Here is a 19,964-nt window from a genome sequence, read left to right as displayed (position 1 = left end):
GGCCCCGGCGCCCGCCCGCCGCGCTCAGCGCAGCCGGCGGGGGCCCTGGTCGTCCCGGCTCGGGGGCGGGCCCAGCACCACCCGCGCGCCGGTCACCGACGCGCCCTCGACGCCTGCCAGCACGGGGTCGAGGGCCAGCGAGCGCACCTCCGGGAGCTCGTCGGCCATCACGGCGACCCGCAGCGCCAGGTCCTCCAGCGCCTCGAGCCGCACGGGCTCCGAGCCCCGGTACCCGGTCAGCAACGGCGCCGCCCGCGGGGCCCTGACCAGCGCGGTGGCGTCCTCGGCCGTGAGCGGCACCACGCGGAACGCCCGGTCGTCCAGCAGCTGGGTGGCCATACCGGACAGTCCGAAGGACAACAGCGACCCGAACGACGGGTCCTCCGCCACCTCCAGCACGCACGACGGCCCCCGGGGCGCCATCCGCTGCACGTAGACCTCGTCCCGGCCGGTGACCCGCTCCAGGTCGGCGAACGCCCGGCGGACCGCCGCGGCCGAACCCAGGTCCAGCCGGACCCCCACCAGGTCGGTGCGGTGTCGCCACCGCTCCCCCACCGCCTTGAGCGCGATCGGGTAGCCGAGCTCGTCCGCCGCCCGCTCGACGGCCTCCGCGCCCCGCACGCGACGGAACGCGATGAGCGGGATCCCGAAGCAGGACAACAGCTCGACGGCCTCGTCGTCGGTCAGGGCACGTTCCCGGTCCTCGATGCCGAACCGGGCCACGACCGCGCGCGCCGCCTCCAGGTCGATGCCCTCGGGCCGCACGAACTCGCCCACCGGCTGGGACCGCCACGCCGCGTACCGGGCGACCCTCGACAGCGCCTGCACCGCCCGCTCGGGGCTGGCGTAGGACGGCACCGAGCCCGGCCCCGGCCGCCCGTCCGGCAGTGGCTGCGCCAGCTCCGCAGGCACACCCTCGACGGCGAGGAACACCGCCGCGACCGGCTTGTCCGATCCCGCGGTGCGCTCCCGCACCACCCGGGCGTACTCCGCCCCCGGCGTGGCGATGGGCGGCACGAACACCACGACCAGCGAGTCCGCCTCGTCCGGGCCGGTGGCCGCCAGCGCCGCCTCCACCGCGCCCGCGAACTCCTCGGGCGTGGCCGCCGCCCCGACGTCCACCGGATCGGCCGCCGCGACCATGCCCTCGTCGATCAGCGCGTCGCCGACCAGGACGTTCAGCGCCGTCGAGTTGCCGACGACCGCGACCCGCCGCCCGCGCGGCAACGGCTGGTAGGCGAGCAGCAGGGCGGTGTCGAACAGCTGCGCGATCGTCTCGACCCGGATCACGCCGGACTGCTCGAACAGCGCCCGGACGCTCGCGTCGTCTATCGGCACGGCGGCCTCGCGCAGCCGCGCGGGCGAGGCGTTGCGGCCGGACTTCACCGCGACCACCGGCTTGGTGCGCGCCAGCCGGCGGGCGAGCCTGCCGAACTTGCGCGGGTTGCCGAAGGTCTCCAGGTAGAGCAGCACGACGTCCGTCTCGGCGTCGGTCTGCCAGTACTGCAGCAGGTCGTTCGCGGACACGTCCGCCCGGTTGCCCGCGCTGACGAACGTCGACAGCCCGAGCCCGCGGGACTGCGCGGACGCGAGGATCGCGGTGCCGAGCGCACCGGACTGGCAGAAGAACCCGACCCGCCCGCGGGCGGGCAGCTCCGGCGCCAACGTGGCGTTGAGCCGCACCTCGTCCGCCAGGTTCGCCACGCCCAGCGCGTTCGGCCCGATCACCCGCATCCCGTGCGCGCGGGCCTCCGTGACGAGCTTGCGCTCCGCGCTGATCCCGTCCGCCCCCGCGTCCGCGAACCCGGAGCTGACCACGACCAGCGCCTTCACGCCCTTCTCCAGGCAGGAGTCCATGACCTCGTCCACGCCCGCGGCCGGGATCGCGACGACGGCCAGGTCGACCGGGTCGGGGATGTCGGTGACCGAGGCGTAGGCCCGCACCCCGCGCACCGAGCGCGCGTCCGCGTTCACCGGGTAGACGGGCCCGGTGAAGTTCGCCTTGAGCAGGTTGGCCAGCACCGCATGGCCGATCTTGGCGGGGTCGGTGGACGCCCCGATGACCGCGACCGACGTCGGGTGCAGCACGTTGGTGACGCTGCGGGCCTCGGCGGCCTGCTCGCGGGAGTCCCGCACCGCGATCGAGCGCTCGGTGGGGTCGATGTCGAACTCGAGGTGCAGCACGCCCTCGGCGAAGGCCCGCCGCACCTGGTACCCGGCCTCGCGGAAGACCCGGACCATGGTGTGGTTCTCGACCAGCACCTCCGCCTCGAACCGGTCCAGGCCCCGCTCGCGGGCCGCGGCGGCCAGGTGCTCGAGCAGGATCGAGCCCAGCCCACGGCCCTGGTGGTCGTCTCGGACCACGAAGGCGACCTCGGCCGAGGTCACCGGCGCCTCCGGCCGCTTCGGGTCGTCCAGGCCCTCGTAGCGGCCCACCGCGATGATCTCGTCCCCGAGCAGCGCCACGAACGCCACGCGCTTGTGGTGGTCGACGGTCACGAACCGCTCGAGGTCGCGCGGGGGGATCCGCGGGTAGGGACCGAAGTACCGCAGGTAGCGGGTGCGGTCGGAGAGCTGCTGGTGGAAGGCCAGCAGCGCGTCGGCGTCCGACGGGACGATCGGGCGCAGGTGCACGATCCGCCCGTCCGAGGCGACGATGTCCGCCTCCCACTGCCGGGGGTAGTCCGGGCGGACGGGGTCGCGGGCCTCCTCGGGGTCGGGCGGCAGCTCGGTCCCGGGTGTCCCCGGCTGGGCCGTTCCCGACGGCGTGGGCTCCGGTCCGTCCGTCGCAGGGTGGGTGCCGGGCGTCGTGGTCTCGGTCATGTGCTCAGTCCCGGGGGTCGTCGGGGTCGAGGCCGTGCAGGGGGTAGAGGGCACGCCGGGCGTCGACGATGCCGCTGTCGACGCGGTCCGCCTCCCCGTCCCCCCAGGCCGGGAACGAGGGGTCGCCGCCGTCGGTCATCGCGACCGGCAGCTGCACCCGGGTGATCCCGGTCGTGTGGGCCGTCCAGCCCGCGGGGATCGACGTGCTGGGGTCCAGGTCGCGGTCCAGGACGGTGGCCAGCAGATGGGTCCAGGAGCGCGGGACGACCCGGAACAGCGAGTACCCGCCGCCGCCCAGGACGAGCCACTTCCCGTCCGACACGCGCTCGGCGAGCTCCCGCATGGCCTGGTAGGTCGCCCGGTGACCGTCGACGGTCAGCTCGAGATCGGCCAGCGGGTCGTCCGAGTGGGTGTCCGCCCCGCACTCGCTGACCAGGATCTGCGGCCGGAACTCCGCCAGCAGCCCGGGCACCACGGCGTGGAAGGCGCGCAGCCAGCCCGCGTCCCGGGTTCCGGGCGGCAGCGGGACGTTCACCGAGTAGCCCTCGCCCGGCCCCTTTCCCAGCTCGGCGGGCCAGCCGGTGCCCGGCCAGAGGGTGAGCGGGTGCTGGTGCAGCGACACCGTCATCACCCGGGGGTCGTCGTAGAACGCCACCTGGACGCCGTCCCCGTGGTGCACGTCGACGTCCACGTAGGCGATCCGTTCGTAGCCCTGCTCGAGCAGCCACGCGATCGCGACCGCGCAGTCGTTGTAGACGCAGAAGCCCGCCGCCCGCCCGGGCATGGCGTGGTGCAGCCCGCCCGCCAGGTTCACCGCGCGGTCCGCCCGGCCCTCGGCGATCTCCCGCGCGGCGCGGATCGAGCCGCCGCAGATCAGCGAGGCCGCCTCGTGCATGCCGAAGAAGATCGGGTTGTCGTCCGTGCCCAGCCCGTGCCCCACGTCGAACGGCATCTCCGGCGCCGAGCGCACCGCGGTGAGCAGCCCGGGCTCGTGGACCCGCAGCAGGTCCTCCTCCGTGGCGGGCTCCGGTTCGACCAGCTCCACCCCGTCCAGCACGCCCAGCTCGGCGGCCAGCCGCATGGTCAGGTCGAGGCGCACCGGGTTGAGCGGATGGTCGTCCGAGAGCTGGTAACGGAGGAACTCCGGTGTCCAGACCACCGAGGTGCGCGGGCTCATGGTGCGGACCGTAGGCGAATCGGGCCGGCCCGGCCACGCCCACCGGTCCCCCGTCTCGCGGGCACGGTGCCGCTCACGGGCCGGGCTCCCCCGGCTCCGCGCCGGTCGCCACCGGACGCGACCGGTCCGAGCACCAGTCCGACCACGAGCCCGCGTAGAGCGATGCGGGCCGCTCCGGGGTGCGCAGGCCCGCGTACTCCAGGGCCAGCACCACGGAGGCGGCGGCCACCCCGGACCCGCAGTAGGCCCCGACGGTCCGGCCGCGTACCACCCCGAGCCCGCCGAACCGCTCCGCGAGCGCCTCCCGGGACAGCCACCGACCGTCCGGCCCGACGTGCTCGGTCGACGGCGCGCTGACCGCGCCGGGCACGTGCCCCGCCCGGGGGTCCACCGGCTCCTGCTCGCCCCGGTAGCGGACCGCCGCGCGCGCGTCCAGCAGGACGCCCACGTCCGCCACCGCGGCCGCGCCGTTCGCGTCGATCACCGGCATGCGCCCCGGTCGTACGACGATCGTGCCGTCCTGCGGCGCGAGCGGGCCGGTGTCCCGGGGCAGGCCGGCCGCCCGCCAGGCCGCCCAGCCCCCGTCGAGCACGGCGACCCGGTCCGCGGGCAGCCCCGCCCAGCGCAGCAGCCACCACGCCCGGGCCGCGACGGATCCGTCCCCGTCGTCGTAGGCCACGACCCGCGAGCTGCCACGGACCCCGCACAGCCGCAGTGCCTTCTCCAGCCGCGCGGTCGAGGGCAGCGGGTGCCGACCGCCCGGCCCACCGCCGCCCGCCGGATCCGCCAGCTCGGAGTCCAGGTCGACGAAGCCCGCCGTCGGCACGTGCCCGGTGAGGTGGTCGGCACGCCCGTGCGGGCCGCCGAGCCGCCAGCGCACGTCCAACACCACCGGCGGGTCGGCGGAGCGCAGGGCCGCCGCGAGGGCCTCGGGACCGACGATCGGGGTCGTCCAGGCGGTCTCATCCCCCGCCCCGGACCCGGCGCCCACCGCGGGACCCGACGCGGGGTCCGGTCCGGGGGCGCTCGACTGGCTGCTCGGATGCGACACGCCGACCATCCTGCACGGTCTATCCTGGGACGCAGGCCCACGCCGGGCCCGGGCGAGGGGCTCACCCGGCACCGGGCCTCCCGAGCGGCACCACCCCACCAGGCTGTGACCCCCGGGACGAGCGGTCCCGGGGCCCACCGAGTCCACCCGAGTCCAGCACCCGCGAGAATGCCCGCGGGCGACCACGAGACACCCACGACCAGACCCGACGGACGTGCGGCTGCGGCGACGACGCCGCGCCAGACCCCGTCGCTAGACTGGTCCGCAGACTGAAGGGGCCGGCCGTGAACGATCTCATCGACACCACCGAGATGTACCTCCGGACGATCTACGAACTGGAGGAGGAGGGCGTCGTCCCCCTGCGCGCCCGCATCGCCGAGCGCCTCGGGCAGAGCGGTCCCACCGTGAGCCAGACCGTCGCCCGCATGGAGCGGGACGGCCTGGTCGTCGTGGCGGGCGACCGCCACCTCGAGCTGACCGACGACGGGCGCTCGCGCGCCGTCGCCGTGATGCGCAAGCACCGGCTCGCCGAGCGCCTGCTGATCGACGTCATCGGGCTCGAGTGGGAGCTGGTGCACGCCGAGGCCTGCCGCTGGGAGCACGTGATGAGCGACGCGGTCGAGCGCAAGCTCGTGGCCCTGCTCGACGATCCCCGCGTCTCCCCGTACGGCAACCCGATCCCCGGCCTGGACGAGCTGCGGGCCAGCGCGGAGGGTGCCCCCCGCGCCGCCACTGCCCCGCCGAGCCTCGAGGTCGGCCTGCAGCGGCTGGACGAGTTCGCCCGCCGCGGCGGTGGCCGGGTCGAGGTGCGCCGGATCGCCGAGCACGTGCAGGTGGACGCGGACCTGATGGGCGAGCTCAAGCTGGCGGGGATCGTGCCGGGTCGAGACGTCGAGGTCGGGGCCATCCCGCGCTTCGGGGACGCCGTGCCGGTGATCGCGGACGGCGAGACCTCGGCCGTGGCACCGCTGATCGCCCACGCGGTCCTCGTCCGGGCCTCCTGAGGGCCCGGCCCGGGCACGCCCGCCCCTCCCCGACCCGCGCGCGAGCCGGAGCGGTCCCCATGAGACGGTTCCGGCACCTCGATCGACGGACCTGAGGAGGACCTCGTGAAGCTGCTCGTCACCGGCGGCGCGGGCTATGTGGGCAGTGTCAACGCGGCGCACCTGGTGGAGGCGGGCCACGAGGTCGTCGTGCTCGACGACCTGTCGACCGGGCACGCGGACGCCGTCCCGGAGGGCGCCCGGTTCGTCCAGGGTGAGCTGTCCGAGGCGGCGGGCCCGCTGCTGGCCGAGGGCTTCGACGGGGTGCTGCACTTCGCGGCCAAGTCGCTGGTCGGCGAGTCGGTGGCGAAGCCGGAGCTGTACTGGAACGGCAACGTGGTGGCCACCTTCCGGCTGCTCGAGGCGATCCGCGAGCACGGCACCCCGCGGCTGGTCTTCTCCTCCACCGCCGCCTGCTACGGCGAGCCGGAGGAGGTACCCATCCGGGAGGACGCCCCCACCCGGCCGACCAACCCGTACGGCGCCGGCAAGCTCGCGATCGACACCATGATCACCTCGTACGCGAACGCGCACGGGCTGGCCGCGGTGAGCCTGCGGTACTTCAACGTGGCGGGGGCGCACGGCCGGTTCGGCGAGCGGCACGCGGTGGAGACCCACCTGATCCCGATCGTGCTGCAGGTCGCCTCCGGCTCCCGCGAGTCCGTGGCGATGTACGGCGACGACTGGCCGACCCCGGACGGCACCTGCGTGCGGGACTACATCCACGTGGACGACCTGGCCGAGGCGCACCAGCTCGCGCTGCAGAAGGCCGAGCCCAGCACGCACGCGATCTACAACCTGGGCAGCGGCACCGGGTACTCCGTACAGCAGGTCGTGGAGGCCTGTCGCGCCATCACCGGGCACGCCATCCCCGCCGCCGTGGCCCCGCGCCGCGCCGGGGACCCCGCGGTGCTGATCGCCTCGGCCGAGCGCGCCGCGGACCAGCTGGGCTGGAAGCCCTCGCGCAGCCTGCAGGACATGGTCGGCGACGCGTGGCGCTTCACCCGCGAGCGCGCCCAGGCCTGAGCCGGCCCGTCGGAGGGCGGTCACAGCGCGCCCTCCAGCCAGGTCCGCACCTCGGTGGGACCCCAGCCCGCGGCCATGGCCGTGCGCAGGTCCCGGGCCAGGCGGTGCGCGGGCCGCACCCGCTCCGCCCGCTCCAGGGCGATGTTCGCGAGTGCCCCGTCCCCGCGGGCGAGCGCGCACACCGCCAGGAGCACGGCCGGGTCGGCCGCCGCCGGGCCGCGGCAGGTGCGGGCCAGCGCAGCCCAGAGCTGCTCGGCCGCGGCGGCATGGTCCCCGGTGCAGGTCGACAGCGCGAGGTCCCGGAACCGCGTGCGCCGCAACGCGGCGCTCATGATCCGCACCAGCTCGGCGTCGACGGTCAACCGGCCCGCGGCCGCGGACTCCAGCGCCGCGTCCAGGACGTGGACCGGATCGGAGGGCCAACGGGGCCGGCCCCGGACCCCCGACCCGTCGGCCGCGCCGTCGACCGCGCCCGGACCACCACCGGCGCCGCTCTCGGCGGGACCGGCCGCACCGCTCTCGGCGGCCCCGGCTCCGGCGGGACGCCCGGTCCCTCCGCCGGCACCGGAGGGCCCCGCCCGGCCCGTCCGGGCATGGTGGTCCTCCTCCGCGGGCTCGACCAGCTGGACCAGGTCCTCCCTCGACTGACGCACCACCGTGCCGCGGGCGACGGCGGTGGCGGCGACCACCGTCCCGGACGGATCCGGCAGCCGGCCGCCGCACCCGCAGTCGTGCAGCGGATAGCAGCACCACGGGGCTCCGGCCTCGATCGCCGCCGCCCACACCGCCGAGTGCACACCCACCCCGGCGCGGTGCAGCGCGGCGACCGCCGCCGCCGCGACGTCCATCCTCGGCGGCCACCCGCCGCCCCTGCCCCCGACACCGGCCTCCCCACCGCCGCCCCCGGTCGCGCCGTCACCGCCGACCACGACGACGGCGGCCCCGCTCGGCGAGTCCCGCGCGATCGCGCCCGCGACCGACTCGCACAGCGACTCCAGCAGGGCCGGGTCGTCCGGCGGCGGCAGGTCCACCCGCACCGTCAGGCCCACCCGCCCCCCGCCCGGACCGCCGGTGGCCACCAGGACGAGCGACTCCCGCGGGCGGAACCCGATGAGGACCGGGAGCGCGGTGAGCAGTCCCTCGGTGCCGACCCGCAGGGGCGAGTCGGCGTCCGAAGACCACACGGACCACACGGACGACGAAGACGACGCGGACGACGCGGACGACGCGGACCAGGGCGACGACGGGATGGGAGTCATGCCGGAGAGCCTGCGGAACGCGCCCGACACCCGTCATCGGTCGATCTCACGCCCTGTGGACAACGCCGGAAAACGGTGTCATGGAACCCCCGTGTGGACAACCGGAGGACCTGCGGGCGGGAGAAGGTCGCCAGGTCGTCGCACAGATGTAACGTCGTCCGGTTGCCGCCGACCCCCGGCCCGGGGAGGCTCGTCCGGGCGGGTCGTCACCCGCGGCGGTCTTCACACCGCACGAGGAGAAGGGGCGGCCGGTGTACGACTACGACCTGCTGGTGATCGGTTCGGGGCCGGGCGGTCAGAAGGCGGCCATCGCAGCGGCCAAGCTCGGCAAGCGGGTGGCCATCGCGGAGCGCCGGGACATGATGGGCGGGGTCTGCGTCAACACCGGCACGATCCCGTCGAAGACCCTGCGGGAGGCCGTCCTCTACCTGACCGGGTTCGCCCAGCGTGAGATGTACGGCGCCAGCTACCGGGTCAAGTCCGAGATCACCATCTCGGACCTGCTCGCCCGCACCGCGCACGTCGTGGGGCGCGAGGTGGAGATCATCCGCAACCAGCTGCTGCGCAACCACGTCGACATCCTCGGCGGGACCGCGCACTTCGAGGACCCGCACACCGTCACGGTCAGCGGCACGGACCGCGGCGACCACACGACCGTCACCGCCGAGTTCGTCGTGATCGCGACCGGGACCCGGCCCGCGCGGCCGCCGGAGGTGGAGTTCGACGACGAGGAGTACCACGTCGTCGACTCCGATGCGGTGCTGCAGCTGCACCGCATCCCGACGTCGATGGTCGTCGTGGGCGCCGGGGTGATCGGCATCGAGTACGCCTCGATGTTCGCCGCGCTCGGCACGAAAGTCACGGTCGTCGAGAAGCGGCCGACCATGCTGGACTTCTGCGACCCGGAGATCGTCGAGTCGCTCAAGTTCCACCTGCGCGACCAGGGGGTGTCCTTCCGCTTCGGCGAGGAGGTCTCGAAGGTCGAGAACACCGCGAAGGGCACCGTCACCACGCTGGCCAGCGGCAAGCGGATCCCGGCCGACATGGTCATGTACTCGGCCGGGCGGCAGGGCGTGACCGACGAGCTCGCCCTGGACAAGGCGAACCTGACGGCGGACAAGCGCGGCCGCATCGCCGTGGACGGGAACTACCGCACCGAGGTCGAGCACATCTACGCGGTCGGGGACGTGATCGGCTTCCCCGCCCTGGCCGCCACCAGCATGGACCAGGGCAGGCTCGCGGCCTACCACGCGTTCGGCGAGCCGGCCCGGGAGCTGCACGGCCTGCAGCCCATCGGCATCTACACGGTCCCCGAGATCTCCTACTGCGGGCGCACCGAGGCCGAGCTCACCGAGTCCGCGATCCCGTACGAGGTGGGGATGTCGCGGTACCGGGAGCTGGCGCGCGGCGCGATCGTCGGGGACTCCTACGGCATGCTCAAGCTGCTGGTCTCCACCGAGGACCGCACGCTGCTGGGCGTGCACGTGTTCGGCACCAACGCCACCGACCTCGTGCACATCGGCCAGGCGATCATGGGGTGCGGCGGGACCGTCGACTACCTCGTCGACACGGTGTTCAACTACCCCACGCTCTCCGAGGCCTACAAGGTGGCGGCGCTGGACGTCACCAACAAGATCCGCGCCCTCGAGGTCTACCGGTAGCTCAGGTGTAGCCGATGCCGTGCTCGTCCAGCCACGGCTTCGGGTTGATCTTGGTGCCACCCGGCGTGGTGACCTCGATGTGCAGGTGCGGGCCCGTGGACTCGCCGCGGTTGCCCACCTCGGCGATCTGCTCGCCCTTGGCGACACGCTGCCCGACACCGACGAACGAGCGGTTGATGTGCCCGTAGGTGGTGATCGTGCCGTCGTCGTGCTGCACCCGCACCCACAGCCCGAAACCGCTGGCGGGACCGGAGGAGATCACGGTGCCCGCGAGTGGTACGTGGATCGGGGTCCCGATCGGCGCCGCGATGTCCAGCCCCATGTGCGAGGTGCCGCCGCGCAGGCCGAAGCCGCTGGACACGCGTCCGACGAGCATCTGGATGCCGCCGGCGGCCGACTGCGCGGCACCCACCTTCGCGAGCTCCGCGGCCTGGCGGGCCGCCTCCGCCTCGGCGGCGACGCGCGCGGCCTCCGCCTCCTCCGCCGCCCGTCGCGCGGCGTCCGCGGCGGCCCGGTGCAGGTCCGCCGCCTTGACGACGTCCGCGACCAGGCCCGCACCGGTGACCGCACCGGGCGCGCCGACGGCCGGGGCGACCGCGACGGGGGCGAGCGGGACGTGCACGCTGCGGCCACCGAGATCCGCGACGTCCGTGGCGGGCTCGGGACCGGGGAGGGTGGCCTCGGAACCGAGGAGGGAGAGCTCGGCGAGGCCCGCGTGCAGGGCGTTGGCGCCCGCCTCGAAGTCCGGCAGCGCGCCGCTGTAGGCGGCCTGACCGGCCGCCGCGACGACACCGCCCGCGGCGACGACCGCGGCCATGCGCCACTGGAGGGGGTTACCGGGGAGCGCGAGAGCCGGCCGCAGTCCGCCGATCCCCACCGGCGCCGCGAAGGCGGCGGCCGGCGGGGATCCGGCGATCGCGCGACGGCTCCGGGGGGAGCGATGCCGTGCCACGATCTTCCTTCCGTGGACCGTGACGGGGCCGGACGTCCGGTCTGGGGAACCGGACCGGGTCGGTCGGGGGTTGTCCGACCCGGAGTCCTCTTCGTGACCTCGTCGTGATCCGAGGACGACGCTAGCGGGTCCCCCGGGCCTCGACCCCGCCCGGTTGCGTCGGACGAGACCACCGGAGGGCGGGTCGCGGCGAGCGGCGGGGGAAGCACCGGGGGCGGCGTGTCGGCGCTCTCGCCGCACTCTCGACCCTGCCGCTCGGCGCACCGTTCCGCCTGATTCCCCGCTCGTCGTGCCGCTTGCACCGCACTGAGCAGCGACGACGTCGCTGCTCGTGGTCGGGGTGCGACGCAGGCCACACCGGCGGAGCCCCCGGGGTGCGACGAGCGGTGTTCTGCGGCATGGGTCACGTGATCGAGATCGACGATCAGCGCCGTGTCAAGCGTCTCCGGGCCGCCCGGACGGCGGTTGTCCCGGGGTCGCCCGAGCCGGCTGACTGATCGGGTGCCGCGACTCCGCCGAACGGTCGTCCCGCTCGCCCTCGCGCTGGCTCTCCTGGTCGGCGGCTCCGCGACCGCGACGGCCGCCGAGGCGGACGGGGCCGTCGACTACGTGGCCCTCGGGGACTCCTACGCCGCCGGCGTCGGGGCGGGCACCGGCGAGTGCGGGCGCACCGCCGCCTCCTACCCCGCCCTTCGCGCAGCCTCCGTGCGCTCGTTCACCTTCGTGGCCTGCGCGGGCGCGACGACCGCCGGAGTGCTGTCCGACCAGGTGCGGGCGGTCTCCCGGGAGACCGACCTGGTCACGATCACCGTCGGCGGGAACGACACCGGGTTCACCCCCGTCCTCGCCCGGTGCGCCACCGCGCCGACGGACGAGGCCTGCGACCAGGCCGTCCGCACCGGTGAGCGAGTCGCCCGGTACGTGCTGCCGTCCGCGCTCGCCGCCGTGGTGTGGGCCGTGCGCGCACAGGCACCCCGGGCCCGCGTGGTAGTCCTGGGCTATCCGCGGCTGTTCGGCGAGGGCTCGTCCTGCCCGCTGAACCCGGCCCGGCGGGCGCGCCTCGACGCCGGGGCGGACGTGCTGAACGACCGGATCGCGGCGAGCGTCCAGCGGTGGGGCGCCGAGTTCGTCGACGTCCGGCCCGCCTTCGCGGGGCACGGACTGTGCGCGGCCGACCCGTGGATCGTCGGGCCCGGCTCCCCCGGCGCCTTCCACCCCACGGCGACCGGGTACGCGCGCGGCTACCTGCCCGCGCTCACGAACCCCTGAACCACGCCCAGCGCATCGGGCGTAGCGCGACGCCCAGCGGGACCAGCACCGCGGCCGCCAGGACGGTACCGACCAGGACCAGCAGGCCGCCGACGGCCCAGAGCCCCGAGTCGTCGGAGGCCGCGGCGGTCCACGACCAGGCCGCGGTGAACGACGGCGGCATCACGGTCGCGACGACCCAGGCGGGCAGCCACCGCGGCGCGAGGATGGCCAGCGTCGCGGCCGAGACCGCCGTACCCGCGAGCTGCCAGGGCGCGAACCGCACGGGCTCCGCGGCGAGGACCGCCCACCCCGACCACGCGAGCCAGGTCGCCGCGGTCGCCGCCGCCAACGCCACCGCGCCCACGGCCCCACCGCGCAACCGCCCGTCCCGCCCCGACAGCACCGCACTCATGGACCCAGCCTCCCGCCGATGCGGCCCGCCCGCCTCGGTAGGACCACGCAGACGGGGGCTCAGACGGGGCCTCAGACGACGAGGACGATCTTCCCGGTCGTCCCGCCGCGTTCGCCGTAGCGGTGTGCGTCGGCGGCCTCGGCGAGCGGGAAGGTCCGGTCCACCACGATCCGCAGCCTGCCCTCCGCGCGCAGGGCGAGCAGCTCGTCCAGCCCGGGGCCGTCCGCGCGGACGTAGGCCCCGCTCGCGCGCACCCCGCGCTCCCCGGCCGCCCGCACCGCGGCGTCGACCGCGACCGTGGGCAGGCAGATGTACAGGCCGCCCGGGGCGACCAGGTCGAACGAGCGCAGCGCCGTCTCGCCCCCGACCAGGTCGTACACCAGGTCGACGGGCTCGAGGACCTCCTCGAAGGCCTCCGTGCGGTAGTCGACGACCTCGTCGCAGCCCAGCTCGCGCAGCAGCTCGAGCTTCGGGCCGGAGGCCGTCCCGATCACGTGCGCGCCGAGCGCCTTCGCGATCTGCACCGCGAGATGCCCCACCCCGCCACCCGCGGCGTGCACGAGCACCCGCTGCCCGCGCTGCAGGTGACCGACCGACACCAGGCTCTGCCACGCCGTCATGCCCGCGAGCGGCAACGCGGCCGCCTCGACCACCGGCAGGTCCGCGGGGCGGCGGCGCAGCTGCGCGGCGGGCACGGACACGAACTCGGCGTACGCGCCGTCCGGGCTGGGGAACCTGGCCATCCCGAGCACCGGGTCCCCCACCGCGAAGCCCTGGACCTCCGACGCGACGGTCCCCGCGACGTCCCAGCCGACGGTGAACGGCCGGTCGCCGAAGGACTTCGCCGGTCCGAGGCCCGAGCGGGTCTTCCAGTCGATCGGGTTGACCCCGGCTGCCTCGACCCGCACCAGGGCCTCTCCGGGGGCGGGCTGCGGGGTGGGTACCTCGGTCCAGCGCAGGGCCTCGGGCCCGCCGGGTGACTCGACGACGATGGCGTGCATCCCCGTTGTCTACTACAGCTGTCCACTACAGCTGTCTCCTACAACCAGGCGCGGTCGATCTCCAGACCGAGCAGCGCCTTCGCCCCGCCCTGCCACTGGGCGCGGCCGAACACCCGGTGCTGCGCGGTGGCGTGCAGGTCCCGCCAGCAGCGCTGGATCTCGTCGTCCGCGTACAGGGCGCGGGCCCCGGCCAGGGTGAAAGCCTCGTCGACGGCCACCAGCGAGGCCTGCAACGCGGCGTTCACCGCGAGGGTGAACCGCCCCCGTTCCGCGTCGCTCGGCACGTCCCCGGCCAGCGCCCGCGCCCAGAGCGACTCCATCTCGTCGAGCACGTGGGCCCGCGCCCCGCGCAGGCCGGCCTCGGCGAGCCCGATCCGGATCTGCACGTCCTGCTCCTCGGCGAGGGGGCCGGGGCCGCTGCGCACCTTGGTCCGCGCGAGCTCGCCGAGCAGGTCGAGCGCGTGCCGGGCGATCCCGAGCGGCACCGCCACCATCATCATCTTGATCAGGCTGAAGAACGGCACCCGGTAGAGGGCCGAGTCCACCACCGGCGGCTCGTAGAACGGCATCACGGTGTGCCCCTCGGGCACCAGCACGCCCTCGACGACGACGTCGTGGCTCCCCGACCCGCGCAGCCCCAGAGCCCCCTCCCACGCGGGCACGATGGTCGCGACGGCGGCCGGGTAGACCGCCCACCGCCAGTCCGGTCGGCCGTCGACCATCCGGGGCCGCGGACCGTCCATGGCCAGGAACCCGGTGGAGTACAACCGGGCGTGCGGGCAGCCGCTGTTGAAGACCCAGCGCCCGCTCAGCCGCAGCCCGCCCGGCTCGGGGACACCCCGGCCCTCGGGGTTGAAGGTGCCGGTCATGGCGTGCTCCGGCCGCCCGTCGAGCAGTCCCGCGGCCAGGTCCTGGTCCATCCACGCCAGGAACAGGCCGGAGTTGCCGATCATGGTCGCCCAGCCCGCGGAGCCGTCCGCCGCGGCGAGGGTCTCGATCACCCGGAACATCACCGGCGGTGGGAGCTCCGCCCCGCCGAGGCCCCGCGGGGTCCACAGCCGGAACAGACCCGCGTCGGTCACGGCCGACACGACGTCCGGAGGCAGGGTGGCCAGCCGTTCCGCCTCCGCCGCGCGCTCTCTCAGCAGCGGGGTCAGCGCGGCCGCAGCCGCGACGGGATCGGACACGAAGGGGACGACGGTCGGGGCGCTCATGGGGCACCTCCACTCCGGTGGGCTGCCCAGACGGAGCGACCGGCGACGGCCCCTGATACCCCCACGTCCGACACGGGCGTCGGAGGTGGGGGACTCGCGGGAGAGGTCAGGCCCGGGCGAGCTCGCCCTCGACGACGGTGGGGCGGCCGTCCGCCTCCCAGTCCAGGTAGCGCTGGGTCTCGACCAGCAGGGCGCCGCCCAGCCAGAGGGCGACGACGCCGTCGTCCAACAGGCCGAAGACGGACAGGAACGCCTCGGGCACGAGGTCGACGGGCGAGACCAGGTAGGCCACGGCGAGCACCAGCAGTGCCACCCGGCCGCGGGTGAGCACGGTGTAGCGCCCGCTCAGCGCCTGGCCGACCATGCGCGGAAGGGCCCGGGCCCGGTCCGCGAGGCCGGGGGTACCCGGCCTGCGGCCCTGCCACAGCACGCGCGCGAGGGCGAGGAGGGTGGCCCGCTGTCGACTGCCGCGCGGGCTGGTGGAGGTGGTGGTCATGTCCGGTTCAACGCCGGCTGCCCGATCCCCGTTCCCGGTCAGCGGCCGGTGCGAGGGCGGTCACGCGAGAGCAGGGACCACACCACGACGCAGCCGAAGATGACCGCACCCACGGCCAGCGCCCAGGCGAGGAACTCGAACACGGCCCCGACCAGCGAGAAGGCCAGCACGACGAGCAGCACTGCCCCGAGCACCCGCAGCACGCGCACCTCCCCGGCCCTGACGACGGACGACCCATGGTCTCACGAAACGGACGAACAGGACCAGGCCGACACGAACAGGCCGGGGCCTGAGAACGGTCTCAGCTCAGGGTTGCATCGCGATAGGTACCGATATATCGTTCGAGCCATCGAGCTACCGACCGAGGAGGCTCACCACGAACAGGAGACACACCATGTCCGCCACGAACCCCACCTGGGACGACACCTTCGGCTCGCGCTTCGGCCCGCGCTTCGGCCCCGCGATCGAGGCCGCCTTCGGACCCGGCTTCGGCCCGCGCGGTCGTCGGCGCCGCGGCGGTCCGCACCGCCGACCGCCGTTCGGCCCCGAGGGCACCGACGTGAACGTGAACATCGACGCCGACGAACCCGGCGACCGCCCGCGCGGCCGTCGCGGCGGCCGCGGCTTCGGCGGCCCCGGCGGCGGCCGCGGCTTCGGTCCCGGGGGCCCGGGCTTCGGCCCCGGCTTCGGGCCGGGCGGGCCCTTCGGCCCCGGCGGGCGGGGCTTCGGCCCGGGACGGCGCGGCCCCGGCGGTCGCGGCAGGCGCGGCCGCGGTGACGTCCGACTCGCCGTCCTCGCGCTCGTCGCGGAGCAGCCCCGACACGGCTACGAGATCATCCAGGAGATCACCGAGCGCTCCGGCGGGCGGTGGAAGCCGAGCCCCGGCTCGGTGTACCCGACCCTGTCGCAGCTGGAGGACGAGGGCCTGGTCAGCGTCGAGAAGACCGACGGCCGCCGCGTCGTCTCGCTCACCGAGGCGGGCACGACCTACGTCGCCGAGCACCGCGAGGAGCTCGACAAGGTGTGGTCCGCCTTCGACGGCGAGGAGGAGGACGGCCCCGACACCGCGCTGTGGCAGCAGCTCGCGCAGCTGCACGCCGCGGCGCAGCAGGTGTTGGCCACCGGCACCCCGGAGCAGCTCGCGACGGCGACCGAGACCCTGACCGAGGCCCGCAAGGCGATCTACCGGCTGCTCGCCGAGTAGCCACCCGCTCCACGTCGACGCCCCTCCCGCGGTCCGCGGGAGGGGCGTCGCGCTGTCAGCAGTCCCGCAGCTCGGGCGACTGGTTGAGGATCTGGCCGCGGGGGCTGATGAACTCGCGGTAGGTCTCGGAGTCCACGGCCGCCGGGGCGAAGGCCGCGACCCGGTGGCAGTTCTGGAAGGCCAGGACGACGCCGAAGTGCCGCTCCAGGGCGCCGCGGATCGAGGTGCTGGCCAGGGCGCGCAGCAGCTCGCCGCGCTCCCGCTCGGACGGCGGCGGCACCTCGTGCTCGCCGAACGGCTTCTCCGGGGCCTGGTCGGCGACCGCGGCGGACACGACCTCCCAGGCGTAGGGCAGCGAGTCGCGGACGACGGCGAGGAACCGGGCGTCGTCGAGCTCGCGGCGCTCGGCGGCCTCGAGGACGGCGGTGGGGACGTCGAGGGACATGGGGGGTTCCTTCCGGGAGTGGGTCAGGCGGGGACGAACGTGGGGTGGACCTGGGCGGCGAGGTCGACGCCGGTCGCCCTGTCCCCCCAGGAGCGCGCGTTGCGCAGGTGGAACTCGACCGTGCCGCGGTGGTAGGCGGCCCAGTCGCGGGTGCGGGCGTCGAGGTCGGCGAGGATCCGGGAGAGCACGGTGCGGTTGCCCGGCTCGAGGGTCTCGACGGGCTGGACCTCGCCGCGCTCCGCCGCCCGGACCCACGCGGACTGGGTGAGGCAGCCGATCAGCGCCTCTCCGACCTCGTCGCGCAGGTAGTCGACGTCCTCGGCGGAGACGGTCTTGTTGCCCAGCACCCGCAGCGCGACGCCGTGCTCGGCCGCGTAGTCCGCGTACTGCCGGTAGACGCCGACGCCGCGCCGGGTGGGCTCGCAGACCAGCACCGTCAGGTCGAACCGGGTGAACAGGCCGGACGCGAAGGCGTCCGCACCCGCGGTCATGTCGACCGCGACGTACTCCCCCGGCCCGTCGAGCAGGTGGTTGAGGTACAGCTCCACCGCGCCGGTCTTGGAGTGGTAGCAGGAGACGCCGATGTCCGCCTCGTCGAACGCGCCGGTGGCGAGGTGGCGCACCCCGCCCGCGACGGCGGAGTACCGCTGCAGCAGCTCGCCCGACGGGTCGAGGGTCAGCATCCGGGAACCCGGGCCGGGTGGCGTGGTCTTGATCATGCTGTCGGCCGAGGGCAGCAGCGGGTTGTCCCCGCGCACGTGGTCCTTGAGCCAGGTCAGGTCCCCGCCGAGGGCCCGCGGCGGGGCCTCGTCCGGGTCCGCCCCCAGGGCCACCCCGAGGTGCTGGTTGATGTCGGCGTCGACGGCCAGCACCGGCCTGCCGAGCCCGGCGACGTACCTGCTGAACAGGGCCGCCGTCGTGGTCTTGCCACTACCGCCCTTCCCGACGAACGCGATCCGCACCGCTCGGGTCCCCTCTCCGTGTTGGAAAGGGTAACGATAACGATGTTCACCAACGGGTGATCACCCCGGGCCCCACATGACCGTGCGCGGTCGGTGGTGTCGGAGCACCGCCGACCGCGCACGAGCGTCAGATCGTCGCCGCGATCAGCGGGACGGCGTGGTCGATCGCGTAGCGCGTGCCCGGTGTTGAGCCGGAGGAGAAGGCGTTGATCAGCGTCGGGTCCTCCAGGATCAGCAGGTGCCCGGCCCGGGCGGCCGGGATCTGGTTGAGCACCGGGTCCGTCTTCAAGGGGGAGGCGTCGCCGCCGATCGGGAAGAGGATCGTCAGGTCCGCGGAGAGCTGCTCGATGTTCTCCCTGGCCAGCGAGACGTAGAAGCTGCCGCCCGCCGCCTGCGACTTGATCTGCGGGGCATTGGTGAAGCCGAGCGACTCCAGGAAGTCGACGCGCGGGTCCCCCTGGACGTAGGCGCCGTAGGAGTCGCTGAAGAACGCCCCCACGCCGACGGTCCTGCCCGCGAAGCCCGGGTCGGCCGCCTTGGCGGCCGCGAACGCGCCGTTCACGTCCGCGACCAGCGCGGCACCCTGCTCCTTCCTCCCCAACGCCGCCGCGACCTGCGTGGCCTGCTGCTCCCACGTGGTGCCGTACTGCACGGTGACCCCGGGCGGGGCGGAGACGGTCGGCGCGATCCTGCTCAGCTCGTCGAACTTCTCCTTCGTGTTGTCCGAGCGGGTGTTGAGGATGAGGTCCGGGTTCAGCGCGGAGATCTGCTCGTAGTTCAGCTCCAGCGTCGGCAGGATCGTCGGCGTCGAGGTGAAGAGGTCCGCCGCCCACGGCCCGACGCCCTTGCCGCCGAACGCCAGCCAGTCGCTGACGGCGATCGGCTGCACCCCCAGGGCCAGCGCGGCCTCGGCGTCCGACCAGCCGAGGGCGACGACGCGCTGCGGGTTCGCAGGCACCTCGACCGCCCCGAACAGCGTCTCGACGGTCGTCGCGGCGGCCGCGGTGCCGCCGGGGGACGACGAGTCCTGCACCTGGCCGCAGGCGGCGAGGGTCAGGCCGACGGCGGCCGTGACGGCCGCCACCAGAAGGCGGCTCCGTCATCTCTGGGGGGTTCTCACGACGTGCTCTCCGAATCTCTCGTGTGGTGCCGCCCGATCGGCACGATCAGGGGGGTGCCCGACACCGGGTCCACCAGGACGTCGCACCGCATCCCGAACACCGTCGAGACGGTCTCGGCGGTGACGACCTCCCGTGGGGGGCCCTCGGCGACGATGTCGCCCGCCTTCATGCACACCAGGTGGTCGGCGTAGCGGCAGGCGAGGTTGAGGTCGTGCAGCACGATCGCGATCGTGGTGCCGGACCGCCGGTTCAGGTCCGTGAGCAGGTCCTGCAGCTCGACCTGGTTGGCCAGGTCCAGGAAGGTCGTCGGCTCGTCCAGCAGGAGCAGGTCCGTGCGCTGGGCGAGGGCCATGGCGATCCAGACGCGCTGGCGCTGGCCGCCGGACAGGCTGCCGACGGGCCGCCCGGCCAGCTCCGCGGTGTTCGTGACGGTGAGGGCCCGGGCGACGGCCTCGTCGTCCTCGGCGTTCCACTTCCGGAACCATCCCTGGTGGGGGTACCGGCCGCGACCGACCAGGTCGGTGACCGTGATCCCGTCCGGGGCCACCGGGTGCTGCGGCAGGATGCCGAGCACCCGCGCGACCTCCCGGTTCGGCAGGGTGCCGATGTCCCGGCCGTCCAGCAGGACCCGGCCGCCGCTGGGGTCGAGCAGCCGGGCGAGGCCGCGCAGCGTGGTCGACTTGCCGCAGCCGTTCGGCCCGATGATCATCGTGACCTTGCCGGGCGGCAGCTGGAGGTCGATGCCGTGGACGACCTCCTTCCTGTCGTAGGAGAGTCGGAGCCCCTCGGCGAGGAGCGTGTGCCGGGTGCGCGGGTGCCCGTCGGACGAGTCCGTCGCAGCACGAGCGTGGACCGTGGTCATGTCT

At 74.7% G+C, this 19,964-nt stretch carries 19 protein-coding genes; 5 read left to right on the top strand and 14 right to left on the bottom strand.

The window, feature by feature from the left end; translation table 11 throughout:
• Positions 1–24: 24 nt before the first annotated feature.
• From ABD993_RS09330 to ABD993_RS09320, 3 genes are all read right to left on the bottom strand, one after another.
• Positions 25–2,823: a bifunctional acetate--CoA ligase family protein/GNAT family N-acetyltransferase gene (locus ABD993_RS09330; protein WP_345414743.1), complete on the bottom strand. Its 2,799-nt coding sequence runs from the start codon at positions 2,821–2,823 to the stop codon at positions 25–27.
• Positions 2,824–2,827: 4 nt separating this feature from the next.
• Positions 2,828–4,000: an acetoin utilization protein AcuC gene (locus ABD993_RS09325; RefSeq protein WP_345414741.1), complete on the bottom strand. Its 1,173-nt coding sequence runs from the start codon at positions 3,998–4,000 to the stop codon at positions 2,828–2,830.
• 73 nt (positions 4,001–4,073) lie between these two features.
• Positions 4,074–4,991, bottom strand: a complete 918-nt coding sequence (locus tag ABD993_RS09320) for a sulfurtransferase (protein WP_425568928.1) — start codon at positions 4,989–4,991, stop codon at positions 4,074–4,076.
• A gap of 344 nt (positions 4,992–5,335) precedes the next feature.
• Between ABD993_RS09320 and ABD993_RS09315 the strand changes: the two genes are divergently transcribed.
• Positions 5,336–6,055: an iron-dependent transcriptional repressor DtxR gene (locus tag ABD993_RS09315; protein ID WP_345414740.1), complete on the top strand. Its 720-nt coding sequence runs from the start codon at positions 5,336–5,338 to the stop codon at positions 6,053–6,055.
• 105 nt (positions 6,056–6,160) lie between these two features.
• Positions 6,161–7,120, top strand: a complete 960-nt coding sequence (galE, locus tag ABD993_RS09310) for a UDP-glucose 4-epimerase GalE (protein ID WP_345414738.1) — start codon at positions 6,161–6,163, stop codon at positions 7,118–7,120.
• A gap of 20 nt (positions 7,121–7,140) precedes the next feature.
• Here galE and ABD993_RS09305 read toward each other — a convergent pair whose 3' ends face one another.
• Positions 7,141–8,304 carry a DUF4192 domain-containing protein gene (locus ABD993_RS09305; RefSeq protein WP_345414736.1) on the bottom strand — a complete coding sequence of 388 codons (1,164 nt, stop codon included), beginning with the start codon at positions 8,302–8,304 and terminating at the stop codon, positions 7,141–7,143.
• 326 nt (positions 8,305–8,630) lie between these two features.
• On the opposite strand from ABD993_RS09305, the gene sthA reads away from it, so the two are divergent.
• A complete protein-coding gene (sthA, locus tag ABD993_RS09300; RefSeq protein ID WP_345414734.1) occupies positions 8,631–10,040 on the top strand; it encodes a Si-specific NAD(P)(+) transhydrogenase in 1,410 nt (469 codons plus the stop codon).
• Between the two features lies 1 nt (position 10,041).
• On the opposite strand, the gene ABD993_RS09295 is transcribed toward sthA, so the two are convergent.
• On the bottom strand, positions 10,042–10,857 hold the full coding sequence (locus tag ABD993_RS09295) for a M23 family metallopeptidase (protein ID WP_345414733.1): 816 nt from the start codon (positions 10,855–10,857) through the stop codon (positions 10,042–10,044).
• A 636-nt stretch (positions 10,858–11,493) separates the two neighbouring features.
• On the opposite strand from ABD993_RS09295, the gene ABD993_RS09290 reads away from it, so the two are divergent.
• The gene (locus ABD993_RS09290) at positions 11,494–12,261 is read left to right on the top strand and encodes an SGNH/GDSL hydrolase family protein (protein ID WP_345414731.1); all 768 of its coding nucleotides are present in this window, start codon (positions 11,494–11,496) and stop codon (positions 12,259–12,261) included.
• Here ABD993_RS09290 and ABD993_RS09285 read toward each other — a convergent pair.
• The 5 genes from ABD993_RS09285 to ABD993_RS09265 all read right to left on the bottom strand — a co-directional run bounded on the left by ABD993_RS09285 (position 12,248) and on the right by ABD993_RS09265 (position 15,569).
• Entirely contained in the window at positions 12,248–12,655 is a 408-nt protein-coding gene (locus tag ABD993_RS09285; RefSeq protein ID WP_345414729.1) for a hypothetical protein, read from the bottom strand. The genes ABD993_RS09290 and ABD993_RS09285 overlap by 14 nt on opposite strands.
• A gap of 71 nt (positions 12,656–12,726) precedes the next feature.
• Positions 12,727–13,656, bottom strand: a complete 930-nt coding sequence (locus ABD993_RS09280; protein ID WP_345414728.1) for an NADP-dependent oxidoreductase — start codon at positions 13,654–13,656, stop codon at positions 12,727–12,729.
• A gap of 38 nt (positions 13,657–13,694) precedes the next feature.
• Positions 13,695–14,870 (bottom strand): acyl-CoA dehydrogenase family protein, encoded by a 1,176-nt coding sequence (locus tag ABD993_RS09275; protein WP_345414726.1) that lies wholly within the window; start codon positions 14,868–14,870, stop codon positions 13,695–13,697.
• 106 nt (positions 14,871–14,976) lie between these two features.
• Positions 14,977–15,366, bottom strand: coding sequence for a YkvA family protein (locus tag ABD993_RS09270; RefSeq protein WP_345414724.1), 390 nt, complete (start codon positions 15,364–15,366; stop codon positions 14,977–14,979).
• Positions 15,367–15,404: 38 nt separating this feature from the next.
• Complete coding sequence (locus ABD993_RS09265) at positions 15,405–15,569, bottom strand: hypothetical protein (protein ID WP_345414722.1); 165 nt, start codon at positions 15,567–15,569, stop codon at positions 15,405–15,407.
• 191 nt (positions 15,570–15,760) lie between these two features.
• Between ABD993_RS09265 and ABD993_RS09260 the strand changes: the two genes are divergently transcribed.
• Positions 15,761–16,570 carry a PadR family transcriptional regulator gene (locus ABD993_RS09260; RefSeq protein ID WP_345414721.1) on the top strand — a complete coding sequence of 270 codons (810 nt, stop codon included), beginning with the start codon at positions 15,761–15,763 and terminating at the stop codon, positions 16,568–16,570.
• A 55-nt stretch (positions 16,571–16,625) separates the two neighbouring features.
• On the opposite strand, the gene ABD993_RS09255 is transcribed toward ABD993_RS09260, so the two are convergent.
• From ABD993_RS09255 to ABD993_RS09240, 4 genes are all read right to left on the bottom strand, one after another.
• Positions 16,626–17,015, bottom strand: a complete 390-nt coding sequence (locus ABD993_RS09255) for an SCO5389 family protein (protein ID WP_345414719.1) — start codon at positions 17,013–17,015, stop codon at positions 16,626–16,628.
• Positions 17,016–17,038: 23 nt separating this feature from the next.
• Positions 17,039–17,977, bottom strand: a complete 939-nt coding sequence (locus ABD993_RS09250; protein WP_345414718.1) for an ATP-binding protein — start codon at positions 17,975–17,977, stop codon at positions 17,039–17,041.
• A gap of 127 nt (positions 17,978–18,104) precedes the next feature.
• Positions 18,105–19,061: an iron-siderophore ABC transporter substrate-binding protein gene (locus tag ABD993_RS09245; RefSeq protein ID WP_345414717.1), complete on the bottom strand. Its 957-nt coding sequence runs from the start codon at positions 19,059–19,061 to the stop codon at positions 18,105–18,107.
• 32 nt (positions 19,062–19,093) lie between these two features.
• Positions 19,094–19,960, bottom strand: a complete 867-nt coding sequence (locus ABD993_RS09240; protein WP_345414715.1) for an ABC transporter ATP-binding protein — start codon at positions 19,958–19,960, stop codon at positions 19,094–19,096.
• Between the last annotated feature and the right edge of the window lie 4 nt (positions 19,961–19,964).

Origin of the sequence: Pseudonocardia xishanensis, from assembly GCF_039541715.1 — a bacterium.
Lineage (GTDB): Bacteria > Actinomycetota > Actinomycetes > Mycobacteriales > Pseudonocardiaceae > Pseudonocardia > Pseudonocardia xishanensis.
This window is presented reverse-complemented; position numbering and strand designations above follow the sequence as displayed.